This is a genomic window from Enterococcus sp. DIV0774 (assembly GCF_050539095.1).
GTDB classification, from domain to species: domain Bacteria; phylum Bacillota; class Bacilli; order Lactobacillales; family Enterococcaceae; genus Enterococcus; species Enterococcus faecalis.
On sequence record NZ_CP172923.1, the window covers coordinates 936230 to 949486 of the forward strand.

The 13257-nt window shown below is 36.4% G+C and carries 14 protein-coding genes; 12 read left to right on the plus strand and 2 right to left on the minus strand.

The features are described from left to right. The first annotated feature begins 3 nt into the window (after positions 1-3). The 12 genes from IGL86_RS04640 (at position 4) to IGL86_RS04695 (ending at position 11531) form a co-directional block, all read left to right on the plus strand. The gene (locus IGL86_RS04640; RefSeq protein ID WP_002357953.1) at positions 4-774 is read left to right on the plus strand and encodes a TIGR01457 family HAD-type hydrolase; all 771 of its coding nucleotides are present in this window, start codon (positions 4-6) and stop codon (positions 772-774) included. Further along, the gene (locus IGL86_RS04645) at positions 762-1415 is read left to right on the plus strand and encodes a TIGR01906 family membrane protein (protein ID WP_080280107.1); all 654 of its coding nucleotides are present in this window, start codon (positions 762-764) and stop codon (positions 1413-1415) included. The genes IGL86_RS04640 and IGL86_RS04645 overlap by 13 nt, the downstream gene beginning before the upstream one ends. 126 nt (positions 1416-1541) lie before the next feature. After that, a complete protein-coding gene (locus tag IGL86_RS04650) occupies positions 1542-2111 on the plus strand; it encodes a DUF1836 domain-containing protein (RefSeq protein ID WP_002361647.1) in 570 nt (189 codons plus the stop codon). Further along, positions 2104-2964, plus strand: a complete 861-nt coding sequence (locus IGL86_RS04655) for a DegV family protein (RefSeq protein WP_002357950.1) — start codon at positions 2104-2106, stop codon at positions 2962-2964. The genes IGL86_RS04650 and IGL86_RS04655 overlap by 8 nt, the downstream gene beginning before the upstream one ends. A 117-nt stretch (positions 2965-3081) precedes the next feature. After that, positions 3082-3783 carry an MIP/aquaporin family protein gene (locus tag IGL86_RS04660; RefSeq protein ID WP_016617877.1) on the plus strand — a complete coding sequence of 234 codons (702 nt, stop codon included), beginning with the start codon at positions 3082-3084 and terminating at the stop codon, positions 3781-3783. 173 nt (positions 3784-3956) lie between these two features. Beyond that, positions 3957-4661 carry a response regulator YycF gene (gene yycF / locus IGL86_RS04665; protein WP_002357947.1) on the plus strand — a complete coding sequence of 235 codons (705 nt, stop codon included), beginning with the start codon at positions 3957-3959 and terminating at the stop codon, positions 4659-4661. Between the two features lie 6 nt (positions 4662-4667). Continuing rightward, complete coding sequence (gene walK / locus IGL86_RS04670) at positions 4668-6497, plus strand: cell wall metabolism sensor histidine kinase WalK (RefSeq protein ID WP_002357946.1); 1830 nt, start codon at positions 4668-4670, stop codon at positions 6495-6497. Beyond that, positions 6494-7804 (plus strand): YycH family regulatory protein, encoded by a 1311-nt coding sequence (locus tag IGL86_RS04675; protein ID WP_002385989.1) that lies wholly within the window; start codon positions 6494-6496, stop codon positions 7802-7804. Before walK ends, IGL86_RS04675 begins: the two co-directional genes overlap by 4 nt. Continuing rightward, complete coding sequence (locus tag IGL86_RS04680) at positions 7804-8658, plus strand: two-component system regulatory protein YycI (protein WP_002365516.1); 855 nt, start codon at positions 7804-7806, stop codon at positions 8656-8658. The genes IGL86_RS04675 and IGL86_RS04680 overlap by 1 nt, the downstream gene beginning before the upstream one ends. Before the next feature lie 56 nt (positions 8659-8714). Beyond that, positions 8715-9521, plus strand: a complete 807-nt coding sequence (locus IGL86_RS04685; RefSeq protein ID WP_002357943.1) for an MBL fold metallo-hydrolase — start codon at positions 8715-8717, stop codon at positions 9519-9521. A 210-nt stretch (positions 9522-9731) separates the two neighbouring features. Next, entirely contained in the window at positions 9732-10646 is a 915-nt protein-coding gene (locus tag IGL86_RS04690) for a permease (RefSeq protein ID WP_002357942.1), read from the plus strand. A gap of 18 nt (positions 10647-10664) precedes the next feature. Continuing rightward, positions 10665-11531: a TIGR03943 family putative permease subunit gene (locus IGL86_RS04695; protein ID WP_002357940.1), complete on the plus strand. Its 867-nt coding sequence runs from the start codon at positions 10665-10667 to the stop codon at positions 11529-11531. Between the two features lie 51 nt (positions 11532-11582). On the opposite strand, the gene IGL86_RS04700 is transcribed toward IGL86_RS04695, so the two are convergent. Together IGL86_RS04700 and IGL86_RS04705 are read right to left on the minus strand one after the other, a co-directional pair. After that, entirely contained in the window at positions 11583-12083 is a 501-nt protein-coding gene (locus IGL86_RS04700) for a threonine/serine exporter family protein (RefSeq protein ID WP_002382172.1), read from the minus strand. Between the two features lie 5 nt (positions 12084-12088). Beyond that, positions 12089-12841, minus strand: a complete 753-nt coding sequence (locus IGL86_RS04705) for a threonine/serine exporter family protein (RefSeq protein ID WP_002357938.1) — start codon at positions 12839-12841, stop codon at positions 12089-12091. Positions 12842-13257: the final 416 nt, after the last annotated feature.

Genomic DNA, 13257 nt, shown 5'->3' on the forward strand with positions numbered 1-13257 from the left:
AGAGTGAAAAAAGACTATCAAGGATATTTAATTGATTTAGATGGAACGATTTATTTAGGAAAAGAACCAATTCCAGCCGGAAAACGTTTTGTCGAGCAGTTACAGGAAAAAGATTTGCCTTTTTTATTTGTAACGAATAATACCACTAAATCTCCTGAAACAGTGGCACAACGTTTAGCAAATGAATTTGATATTCATGTCCCAGCATCCCTTGTTTATACAGCGACTTTAGCGACGATTGATTACATGAAAGAAACCAATCGAGGCAAGAAAGTCTTTGTCATCGGCGAGGCTGGTTTAATTGACTTAATTTTAGAAGCAGGTTTTGAATGGGATGAAACAAATCCTGATTATGTTGTCGTGGGACTTGATACAGAATTATCTTACGAAAAAGTGGTTTTAGCTACCTTAGCCATTCAAAAAGGGGCGTTGTTTATTGGGACCAATCCAGATAAGAACATTCCGACAGAAAGAGGCTTATTACCTGGTGCAGGTTCAGTTGTGACGTTTGTGGAGACAGCTACTCAAACAAAACCAGTTTATATTGGCAAACCAAAAGCGATTATCATGGAACGAGCGATTGCGCATTTAGGTGTGGAAAAAGAGCAAGTAATTATGGTTGGAGATAATTATGAAACCGATATTCAATCAGGGATTCAAAATGGTATTGATAGCTTGTTAGTTACATCAGGTTTTACCCCTAAGTCAGCTGTTCCAACTTTGCCAACGCCACCAACCTATGTTGTTGATTCCTTAGATGAATGGACTTTTTGAGTATGATAAGGTCGAAATTGCGTTTAAGGGAAACACTTGGACTCATTTGTTTGTTTTTAACGATTGTGGCTTTAAGTATCACGATCACGATTAATTTTCGTCCATTGTATCTTTTTGATATCCAACACTTAAATATTTTAAAAGACGTAGAGGTTGATCGTGTGACCTTGATTAAAAATTACGATCATTTAATGATGTACTTAAACAATCCTTTTGAAAAAACATTAGTATTTCCTGATTTTCCAATGTCTGATAGCGCGGCTTTTCATTTTTATGAAGTGAAAAAATTGTTTTTATTGTGCTATGGCGTATTACTAGTTACGTTGTTGCCTAGTTTCCTTTATTTAAAATATTTGGTGAAAAATCAGCGTTTATGGACATTAATACGGCCATTTCAGTGGGGAATGTTTTTGCCTGTGCTTTTTGGCTTTTTCATGCTGATTGGCTTTGATCAATTTTTTATTGCGTTTCATGGATTATTTTTTAACAACGATGCTTGGTTATTTAATCCGCTGACTGATCCGATTATCAATGCCTTACCTGAAGCCTACTTTATGCATTGTTTTATCTTGTTTTTTGTTTTATTAGAAGGCCTGTTTTTGATAGGTATTTTAATCGGAAAACGTTCTTTAAAAAAATAAAGAGAGAAAAGTGAACAATTCCAAAATTGCTCGCTTTTCTTTTTTATTCAATCTAGTTTTAAAAACTAGATTGAATAATTGTCAAAAGTATGATATTCTTTTTTAGAAATGGTTAGGAGGGTTTTTATGGACGAGATAGAAAAATCACTACAAGATTGGGGCCAACAATTGGAAAATGTTCATTTGCCAAGATGGCATGAGTTACCAGATATTGAATTATATATGGATCAAGTGATTACTCTGATAGAAAAATACTTATCCCCATTGATTACACTGGAAAAACATACTTTGTTAACGTCATCGATGGTTAATAATTATGTCAAACACGGGTTAATCCCGGCCCCAGTGAAAAAGCGCTACAATCAAAAGCATTTAGCGTTTTTAATTGCGATTACGTTGTTGAAACAAGTGTTAACATTGCCAGAAATTAAGCAAGGCATTTTATTCCAAGGAGCCACGGTTGGTATTCGTGAAGCGTACAATTTATTTTGTCAAGAACAGGAACGAGCGATTTATGTGATTGCTGCTCAAGCGCAAGAAAAAGAAGTTCAGGCCAAATCACAAGAACCTATGGGGATTGAATATTTGGCTGTAAAAGCAGCGACAATGTCTTTTGCTACTAAAATGTTTAGTGAAAAAGTGATTGAATTGGAACAAGAATACTTAAAAGAAATGGATGAGATGACACATGAATAAAGAAAAGATCGCACTACTGGTTGATTCTGGGACAGATGTTCCAGAGGCATTAGTCAAACAATACGGCATGTATGTCTTGCCCTTACAGATTATTTATCCTGAAAAAACCTATACAGATAAGGTAGATATTACACCAGAAGAAGTGTATCAACGTTTAGAGAAAGAAATCCCTAGTACTTCATTACCAGATGGCGCAACAATCCAAGCTATTTTTGACAAAATTAAAGAAGCGGGTTACGAAAAAGTCTTAGCGGTGACCATTTCTAGTGGTTTAAGTGGAACGTATAATGTGGTTCGCTTGCTTGGAGAACAAACCGAAGGACTAGATGTATTTGTTTTAGATACAAAGAACATTGGTATCGGGGCTGGCATTCAGGCGATACGAGCAGCAGAATTAATTGAAACAGGATTAGGATGGCAAGAATTACAACAAAAATTAACAGAAGAAGTAGCCAACGCAAAAGTATTTTTTAATGTAGCCACTTTAGAATATCTACAAAAAGGTGGACGAATTGGTTTAGTCACTTCTATTTTAGGGAATGCGCTAAAATTAAACCCCATTATTTCTTGTAATGAAGAAGGCATTTACTATACGGTGGCTAAGTCTCGCGGCCGTAAAAAAAGTCTTGATAAAACGTTTGAGTTGGTGACGAACTTTATAGGTGAGGCACCCCGTTTTCGTTTGGCAGTCGCTCACGGTGCGGCAGAGGAAGAAGCAAAAGCAATGATGGAACGCTTGAAAGCGGCTTTTCCACAAGCAGAAGAAATTTACTTTGGAACGATTAGTCCGGCATTAGTTGTTCATACAGGACCAGGACTTTTAGGTGTTGGCATACAGTTATTAAATGATTAATTAAATGAAAAATCTCCTCAAATTTTTTTGAGGGGATTTTTCATTTAAGATTTCTCTTTTTCATAGAAATATCATTTTGCTGAAAAAACAACGAAAATTATATTGAAAATTTCACGAATGTGTTACAATTTGTCTACAAAGGGGGAATTTTTTGTGAAAAAAGCAATAGCAGAATGTTTAGGAACATTTATTCTTGTCTTTTTTGGGACAGGAACAGCCGTTCTAGGAAATGGTATGGAAGGGATTGGAACAACGGGGATTGCCTTAGCATTTGGGTTAACAATCGTTGCTGCTGCCTATAGTATTGGCACAATTTCAGGTGCACATCTAAATCCAGCTGTTTCTATAGGAATGTGGCTTAATAAACGAATGACAACAATGGAACTAATCTACTATGTAGTGGGACAAATTGTTGGTGGCTTGATTGCCTCATTTGCATTATTAAGCATTCTAAAAGGTGCTGGTAAAAGTATTGAGAACTTAGGTCAAAATGGCGTAGGGGAATTAAGTGTTGCTGGTGCATTGACAGTCGAAATTATTTTAACATTTATTTTTGTTTTAGTTGTCATGACAGTTACAAGTGCTAAGAAAGGCAATGCTTCATTAGCAGGAATCGTAATTGGGTTAACACTAACAATGATTCACTTAGTCGGTATTCCTTTGACAGGAACTTCTGTCAACCCAGCTCGTAGCATCGCGCCAGCCGTTTTTGCGGGTGGTTCAGCGTTATCTGAGTTGTGGATTTTTATCGTTGCGCCATTAATTGGTGGATTATTAGCCGCTCTTGTAGCAAAATTCATCTTAGATACGGAAGAATAGATTAGCGGAAGAAGAATCTTTGATAACAAGCGTCAATTGTTGTCAGAGATTCTTTTTTTGTTATACTAGGAGAACCTGAAGGCGCATTTTTAGCTAAAGATGAAAACATCATCAAAATAAGGTATAATAGGAAAGTATCAAATAAGATTAGAAGGAAAAAGAGGTGTCTCTTTGTGAAGAAAATTTTAGTAGTTGATGACGAGAAGCCAATTTCAGAGATCGTTAAATATAATTTGGTTAAAGAAGGATATGAAGTATTTACTGCTTATGATGGAGAAGAAGCACTTGAAAAAGTGGAAGAAGTGGAACCAGACTTAATTATTTTAGACTTAATGCTCCCTAAAATGGATGGCTTAGAAGTCGCGCGAGAAGTGCGCAAAACACATGATATGCCAATCATTATGGTGACTGCCAAAGATTCTGAAATTGATAAGGTTTTAGGATTGGAATTAGGAGCCGATGACTATGTAACGAAACCATTTTCAAATCGTGAATTAGTTGCTCGTGTAAAAGCCAATTTACGGCGAGGTGCAACCAATGCGAAAGAAGCCGAGGTGACAACACAATCTGAATTAACGATTGGTGATTTAACCATTCATCCTGATGCATACATGGTCTCAAAACGGGGTGAAAAAATTGAATTAACCCACCGTGAATTTGAGTTACTTTATTACTTAGCAAAACATATCGGACAAGTGATGACTCGTGAACATTTGTTACAAACCGTTTGGGGTTATGATTATTTTGGGGATGTGCGGACAGTGGACGTAACCGTGCGTCGTTTAAGAGAAAAAATTGAAGATAGTCCAAGTCATCCAACGTATTTAGTTACTCGTCGTGGGGTTGGTTATTATCTAAGAAATCCTGAACAGGAGTAATCAGGTATGAAGAAAAAAGTTCACTTTTTTCAATCTGTTAATTTTAAGATTGCGTTATCATTTATTCTGCTGTTACTGATTGCGATTCAAATCATTGGTGGCTATTTCATTCGTGAATTGGAAGCCACTACAATTTCCGATTTTAAAAAAAATATGGATTCCCAAGTTGTCCAATTGTCAAACACGTTAAGTACGCAGATGAGCAATAAAGATCTCGAACGTAGTGATGTTGATGCAAATTTAAAAAAAGCGTTATCTGATTTTTCAAATGCAGATATTTCTGAAGCGAGAATTGTCGATGATAAAGGGATTATTCGGGCAACCAATGATTTAAATCAACAAAATATTATTGGGAAAAAGAATGATTATCGTGATTTAAATGACTTTACGAGTAAAAAATATCAAGCTTTAGATAATGATAAACGCGTGTATGTGAATGTCCAGCCGATTCAATCGCCTACTGGAGAAACAGTGATTGGCGTCCTTTATGTGAAAAGTAATTTAGAAAATAAATACCAAGAAATTACTAACACAGCAAGTATCTTTTTCACTGCTTCTATTATTGCCGCAGCAATCTCGATTATTGTGACTTTACTGATTGCACGATCAATCACGAAGCCGATTGGTGAAATGCGCGAGCAAGCCATTCGAATCGCTCGTGGTGATTACGCTGGAAAAGTAGAAGTCCATGGAAAAGATGAATTAGGCCAATTAGCAGAAACATTTAATCAATTATCAGAACGGATTGAAGAAGCACAAGAAACAATGGAAGCAGAAAGAAATCGTTTAGATAGTGTCTTAACGCATATGACAGATGGTGTCATTGCGACGGATCGCCGCGGAAAGGTGATTACGATTAATGAGATGGCCCTTTCATTATTAAATGTAAAAAATGAAAATGTGATTGGGACCTCGTTATTAGAGTTGTTAGATATTGAAGAAGATTACACATTGCGGAAGCTGTTAGAAGAGCCAGATGAACTGCTGATTGATCGCTCAACGTCTGATCGTGAAGAAGACCAAATGATTATCCGGGTAGACTTTACGATGATTCGTCGGGAATCAGGATTTATTACTGGCTTAGTTTGCGTACTTCATGACGTCACAGAACAGGAAAAAAACGAACGGGAAAGACGGGAATTTGTTTCCAATGTTTCTCATGAGTTGCGAACGCCTTTGACAAGTATGCGTAGTTATATAGAGGCTTTGAGTGAAGGAGCTTGGGAAAACCCTGAGATTGCGCCGAACTTCTTAAAAGTCACGTTAGAAGAAACCGACCGGATGATTCGTATGATTAATGATTTGTTGAATTTATCTCGGATGGACTCTGGGAATACACATCTTCAATTAGAGTATGTGAATTTTAACGAATTGATTAATTTTGTCTTGGATCGCTTTGATATGATGATTGAAAATGAGCAAAAAAATTACAAAATTCGCCGTGAATTTACTAAACGCGATTTATGGGTAGAGTTAGATACAGACAAAGTAATTCAGGTTTTAGACAACATTTTGAACAATGCGATTAAGTATTCGCCAGATGGCGGCGTCATTACCTGCCGACTAGTTGAAACACATAATAATGTCGTCTTTAGTATCTCGGACCAAGGTTTGGGCATCCCTAAAAAAGATCTCGGGAAAGTCTTCGAGCGTTTTTATCGTGTGGATAAAGCACGTGCGCGAGCACAAGGTGGGACTGGTTTAGGTTTAGCAATTTCTAAAGAAGTAATTCGGGCCCATAACGGGAGTATTTGGGTGGAAAGTACAGAAGGTGAAGGATCGACTTTCTATATTTCACTACCATATGAACCTTATGAAGAGGATTGGTGGGAATGATGAAATTATCAGAATGGATTACAAGAATTGGCTTGATTTTAATGGTCATTTTAAGTATATATTTTTCAGTCAATATCTGGCTGAATTCTGCCAAAAAAATACCAGAAATGAAGTCGGGAAGCCAAGTCACAACAGCTGTCAATGAAAAAGCCATTGGCGATGTCTATTTACCTTTGCAATTGATTCGAATAACTGATGGAAAAGCGATGCAAAGTAATCGTGAAACATTAATTAGTAATGTTCAAAATGATATTAAAATGGCTACTTTTGGTAAATTGACACAAGTTGTGACAAAAAATGCAGAGCAACTTAAGCGCTACAACCAAATGGAACAAGGCATTGAACTTCTTTATCAAGGTCCCTTTTTAATCTCGGACTATGCTTCGATTTATAATCTATCCATTAATTTTACTAACTTTAATGAGTTGACGGACCAGTATTTTACGAAAATTCAATTGGATTTTAACGAAAATAAGATACGTTTTTTAGATTATGATCAAGCCAACGTCTATGAAGCGCCCATGACTGTCAATAAGGCGCGCTTAATGGGAATTATCAATAAAGAGGGATTACAATATCAAGACGTTTCCGAAAATACGCTAACCAAACAAGGACAATGTTATTTAACCAATGATATGAAGTTGAAAAAGTACAGTTATATTTTAGCTTCGCAACCAGTTACTCGTTTTAGGAATGCTTTTTTCAATGAAACGGAAGATATCCAAACCAATGAAGACAGTCAAGACTTAACCTACACGAGTAAAGAAGAACGATTGTTTGCAGAAGAAAAACTGGGGAAAATCGATTTTAAAGGGACCTTGCCAGAAGAGAATAAACGGGATTCAATCTATAATCAAAGCTTTTCTTATGTAAAACGTTTAGGAACCAATATGGGGAATTTACGTTACTTTGATCGAACGAAAGATAGTGTCAATTATCGGACTTTTGTGGAAGGTTTCCCAGTGTTCAGTAATGATTTAAAAGGCCAAGTGGATATTCGCATCACGAACAACGATGGTGCTGCGCCAAGCGTAACCATTAACACAAGTGTGAATACGATCCAAGTGCCGATTCCTTCAGAAGAAGAAGTGACGCTGGAAAGCACGGAAAAATTGATTAAGCGTTTAGAAACGGCTGGTGCTAAAAAGGAAAAAATTCAATCGGCTGTTATCGGTTATACGTGGCAGACAATTGAAGAAGTCAAACAAGTCGTTGATTTAAGTCCGGAATGGTATGTCCTTTATAACAACAATTGGTACACTGCAACGGACTTGGTAAAACAATTACCAAGCTTGGAGGTGGGCTAATGGATTTTAAACGAATTGAGTGGATTTTCTTCTTAGCGTTTTTAGGATTAAATATCTTTTTATTTGGAATTTATCGGGAAGGTCAACAAGAGGAGAGCAACGTCTCTTCTTCCAGCCAAACAGAATCGATTGAAAGTCGGTTGGAAAAAGATAACATCTCGTATAAAGGGACACTTTCTTCAGAACGATTGGAAGGCTATTATTTAAGTGGCGAACAAACCAATTTTTCTGCTGCTTTAAAAATCCAACGTGAAAAGAATAAAAACTTTTTGAGAAATGGGCTGCAAATTGCGGATAATACTTTAACGAGTGTACCTAGTAAAAACTATTTTATTGATCCTAAGAAAATTGATAAAGATTTAAGTACCTTTTTAAATGAAAAAAATGCTTTATTATTCGGAGACGAATATCAATACTTACCAGAATTTTCTCATTTAAAAGAGCCGACGGCAGAAATTGTGGCTGCACAATCGTATAAAGGAATTCCCTTTAGAGATGACACGGCAAAATTAAGTATTTTAGCAGATACGTCAGGTGAATTATGGAAAATTAGTAAATATTCGCAAACGCACATTGAAAATATTGAAGAGTTACGGGACAAAACGGATTTATATTCCAATCGTGATGCGATAGACACGCTCTATATGAATAACCGGATTCCTAGTAATTCCAAAATAACATTCATTAAATTGGCCTATTCAAGAATTTATAAAATTCGTGAGAAAAATGTATACGTTCCAGTCTGGTTTGTAGGAATTTCTACTGGTGAAGATTCAGTTGAAATTGAACAGGTGAATGCCGTAAGTAATACCATCATCACAAATAATACTGTGCCAAAGGTGGAAAAACATTAAGGTCCGTTGTATAATGAAACACGTTAATGTTGTAATGTAGAAGGGAAGAGTTTTAAATGGATTCAGAGTTTGCTTTTAATATCAGTGTTCTTGCCAGTGGCAGTACAGGCAATTCCCTTTTTATTGAAACCAACCAAAAGAAAGTATTAGTAGATGCGGGTTTAAGTGGCAAAAAAATCACTTCACTGTTAGCAGAAGTCAATCGCAAACCAGAAGATTTAGATGCGATTTTAGTTACACATGAACATCGGGATCACATTCACGGCGTTGGCGTGTTAGCGCGAAAATATAAGTTAGATGTCTATGCCAATGAAAAAACGTGGCAAGCGATGGATCCCATGATTGGCAAAGTCGATGTCGCTCAAAAACATATTTTTGAAATGGGCAAAGTTTTGACCTTGGGAGATATGGACATTGAAAGTTTTGGTGTCTCACATGATGCGATTGCGCCTCAATTTTATCGTTTTCATCGCAATAATCGTTCCTTTGTTGTTCTAACGGATACAGGTTATTGTAGCGATCATATTCGTGGTACGATTGAAAATGCAGATGCTTATTTAGTCGAAAGCAATCATGAAATTGAAATTTTGCGAGCAGGACCTTATCCATGGAGTCTTAAACAACGGATTTTAGGAGATAAAGGCCATCTATCCAATGACGATGGTGCTCTTGTGATGGCGGATGTGTTAGGTGATAAAACAAAACGCATTTATTTAGGTCATCTTAGCAAAGAAAATAATACGAAACTTCATGCGCGAATGGCAATGGAGTCTACTTTGAAGCAAAAGGATTTAGGCGTCGGTGAAGCATTTAAGGTATATGATACAGACCCCGATTCAGCCTCAGAGTTATTTCAAATTTAGAATAATGGTGGTTTATCAGTTTTTGAGCGTGGAGCAAAAATCCAAAGTGATTTTTGTCCCATGCTCATTTTTTGTTCTTTTATCCAGCTGGTTTGACAGAGACATCGGTGATAATACTTTTAAACTCTTAGTTAATTTTTTGACAAATACTTGTGTTTGTCTGGTGTTAGGAGTATAGTTAACTAGATTTTTACTAGTGGGAGGTCTATGATGTTTCAATTTTTACCAAACTCTGTTTTACAGATGAGCACTATTTTTCTTTCGATTATTATCGAAGCATTGCCTTTTGTCATGTTAGGTTGCTTGATTTCAGGCGCTTTACATGTTTTTTTAACACCAGAACGAGTAAAAAAAGTGTTACCTAAAAATAAATTTTTATCAATTTGTGTAGGTAGTTTCCTAGGGTTTTTCTTCCCTTCTTGTGAATGCGGGATCGTCCCAATTGTGCATCAATTTGTTAAAAAAGATGTACCAACACATACCGCTTTTGCTTTTATGTTAACGGCACCAATCATTAATCCAATTGTGCTATTCTCAACATACGTAGCTTTTAGTGGCGCAACAAAATTTGTGATTTGGCGAGTTTTAGGTAGTATGATTGTCGCGTGGGTTATCGGCATTTGGTTAGCTTATTTTCGAAAAGAATCAATTTTAACAGAAAAAGAGTTGGCGCAGATTAAAGAAGAGCAGGTTGCTCATACGCATGAACACGTTGATGAAGCTCGTTCATTTTGGAAAAATGGCTGGTCAGCATTAACCCATAGTATTGATGAATTTTTTGATACGGGTCGTTATTTAATTTTTGGTTCTTTGTTAGCAGCAATCATGCAAACCTATATTCCAACTGGTGCGCTTATGCAATTGGGCCATTCAAAGATTTTAGCGATTCTAGTCATGCTAGTCATCGCTGCCACTCTATCACTTTGTTCAGAAGCAGATGCATTTATTGGTTCTTCTCTTTTGAGTTTGTTTGGCACAGGACCAATTGTCGCCTTCTTAGTTTTTGGTCCAATGGTAGATATTAAAAATTTATTGATGATGAAACGTTATTTTAAGATGTCATTCATTGTACAATTTGTTTTGATAGTGGCGCTTGTCGTAACTATTTATGCGGCAGTAGTTTAGAAAGGAGGCCTACAATCGATGATACGATTTATTATTTTAATTGGATATATGGGGTTGATGATGTATCTTCAAATTTCAGGTGAACTGAACCAATATATCAATATTCATTATAATTACTTAGCTGTTTTATCAATGGTTTTAGCTTTTATTATGGCGATTGTCCAATTGATTTTGTGGAACCAAGCAGATCCATCAATGCAAAAAAAACATGAAGACATGCACCAACATGGGGGACATGAACATCATGGCCATCAGCATAATTTGGAAAAACCCAGCCAAAGAGGGCTTGCCTATTTACTACTTTCTTTACCGTTGATTGTTGGCTTATTATTTCCGACAGTTAGTTTAGACACAACAATTGTTGAAGCAAAAGGCTTTAACTTTCCAGTAAGTAAAGAATCAGTAGGGGATCCTGATATGCAAACGCAATATTTGAAACCTGATACAAGTATGTATTTCAATAAGACGGATTATGACAAGCAGATGGCAAAAGCCATGAAACAATATGATGGACAATCTGTGATTTCAATTACGGATGAAAACTATTTGGAAATTATGGAATTAATCTATAATTATCCAAGTCAATTTGCAGGGAAAAGGATTTCTTATAAAGGCTTTGTCTATAATTCAAAACGAGAAGAAAGTGTTGACCAATTTGTCTTCCGTTTTGGGATTATTCATTGTGTCGCTGATTCTGGCGTTTTTGGCTTGTTGGTTCATTTTCCTGAACATACGCAATTTCAAAACAATGATTGGGTAACGATTACCGGCACGGTTGAGTTATCCTATTATCCACCGTTTAAACGGCAAATACCAACTGTGCAAGTGGAGAAAGTCAAAGCAGATCAAGCACCAAAAAATCAATATGTCTATCGTTCCTTTTAAAAAAAGTTGGTTGCTTCCTTATCAAATGGAAGCAACCAACTTTTTTGCTGTCTATTTTTTAATTTTGTTGCGCTTACGACGAATAAAACCCAAAGATTCTCTTTTTTCCCGAAAGCTGCGGATATTCTGATTGAAAACCTCAGAAGCGACTAAGCCTAACGCAATTGCCCCAGCAATCATTACAGCTTGCACGGTAAAATAGGCGCCTTTTTCATAATTGCCAATTACGATATTCCGAACAGCTTGATAAGCTAAGCCACCAGGTACCAATGGAACAATACCAGGAATATTAAAAATCGTGACAGGCATTTTCAATATTTTTGAGAATAGGTAGCTTACTGCCGCAACACCGACAGCACCGATAAGGGAACCTAATGCTGCATTTCCACTAAAAACTTCAACGATTACCCAATAAAGCATCCAGCTTACACTACCAGTTAGACCACAAGCCACCAGTGATCGTCGGGGAACATTAATAATAATTGCAAACGCCGCAGAAGCTAAAAAACTAAAGATAAATTGTACCAAAACGATTCCTAGCAAGTAAGTCACTCCTTTTAATAGAAAAGTTGAAAGACAAAAGCAATGCCAAAACCAATCATTCCTGAAGTCATTAATGCTTCAGTCCCACGAGAAACACCCGATAAGTAGTGTCCAGCTAGCAAATCGCGAAGAGCATTGGTAATTTGCACACCAGGCACTAAAGGCATGACACAACCAATGATGATTAAATCTTGTGATTGTCCGAGTCCCAATTTGACTGAAAGAATAGCGGCTGCACCAATAAACAGCGAAGCTAAAAATTCAGATAAAAATTTAATCTTGAGAAACTTTAAACTAAAATAATAAAGACTATAGCCGCAACCACCAATCAGAAAAGTCAAGAATAAATCGGACCAGACGCCACCAAAAAGAATCATAATTGTAGCGCTGACAACGGCCGCACTAACAATGCGTGCGCTAATTGGAAAATGGCGGTGTTCACTATCTATCACTTTTAGTTTATTCAGTAATTCCTCTAAAGAAAAATCACCAGCCACATAAGCACGAGACAGCTGATTCACACGAGAGATTTTTTCTAAATCAATGCCACGTTTCATTACTTGAACCATACGAATCGTGGAGGTTCCATCTATGCCAACAAATAACCCGGTTTGTGTCACATAGCTAACCATTCGATAGTTGCCAGAAGCAAGCGCAATTCGGCTCATTGTATCTTCAACACGGTACATTTCTGCATCGCTTTCTATCATAATTTTACCAGCTAACAAACAGGTTTCTAAAAGTAAATCCAAATGAGCAGGAGTCATTGAGCAAGCCTCACTTTATGTATTTTCTTCTAGTGTACTACAAACGAACCAAAAAGAGGAAATAAATAACAGCTGCAATCGAAAATTTACATCGTAAACAGATTGTTAGCGAATTGTAACATTAAAAGGCTGATATTATTTAATCATAGATATTTAAAAGTTTTTAAAAGAAAAACGTCGATTTTTTCGCAAAATGAATTGGAGGGAAAGGTGATATTCTGGCGATTTAGCAGACCTTTATTCTTGTTTTATAAAGTTGTGTATTTGTTTTTATAATTTTAAAATTATCGATGGCTGTCATTTTTTTACGAAGCCTTTATTAATAAAAGACTAAGAAATAACAAAAAAGAGAGAAGGAGAAGAAATTTTGTTTGTAGTTTCGGTTCTTTTCTAGTAAAATGAAATTGTATAAAAGT

What these genes read in the sequence shown, in the direction of transcription:
- IGL86_RS04645 (WP_080280107.1), top strand. Translation starts at nt 762, where the DNA reads ATGGACTTTTTGAGTATGATAAGGTCGAAATTGCGTTTAAGGGAAACA.
- IGL86_RS04650 (WP_002361647.1), top strand. Translation starts at nt 1,542, where the DNA reads ATGGACGAGATAGAAAAATCACTACAAGATTGGGGCCAACAATTGGAA.
- IGL86_RS04655 (WP_002357950.1), top strand. Translation starts at nt 2,104, where the DNA reads ATGAATAAAGAAAAGATCGCACTACTGGTTGATTCTGGGACAGATGTT.
- IGL86_RS04660 (WP_016617877.1), top strand. Translation starts at nt 3,082, where the DNA reads ATGTGTTACAATTTGTCTACAAAGGGGGAATTTTTTGTGAAAAAAGCA.
- walK (WP_002357946.1), top strand. Translation starts at nt 4,668, where the DNA reads ATGAAGAAAAAAGTTCACTTTTTTCAATCTGTTAATTTTAAGATTGCG.
- IGL86_RS04675 (WP_002385989.1), top strand. Translation starts at nt 6,494, where the DNA reads ATGATGAAATTATCAGAATGGATTACAAGAATTGGCTTGATTTTAATG.
- IGL86_RS04680 (WP_002365516.1), top strand. Translation starts at nt 7,804, where the DNA reads ATGGATTTTAAACGAATTGAGTGGATTTTCTTCTTAGCGTTTTTAGGA.
- IGL86_RS04685 (WP_002357943.1), top strand. Translation starts at nt 8,715, where the DNA reads ATGGATTCAGAGTTTGCTTTTAATATCAGTGTTCTTGCCAGTGGCAGT.
- IGL86_RS04690 (WP_002357942.1), top strand. Translation starts at nt 9,732, where the DNA reads ATGTTTCAATTTTTACCAAACTCTGTTTTACAGATGAGCACTATTTTT.
- IGL86_RS04695 (WP_002357940.1), top strand. Translation starts at nt 10,665, where the DNA reads ATGATACGATTTATTATTTTAATTGGATATATGGGGTTGATGATGTAT.
- IGL86_RS04705 (WP_002357938.1), bottom strand. Translation starts at nt 12,841, where the DNA reads ATGACTCCTGCTCATTTGGATTTACTTTTAGAAACCTGTTTGTTAGCT.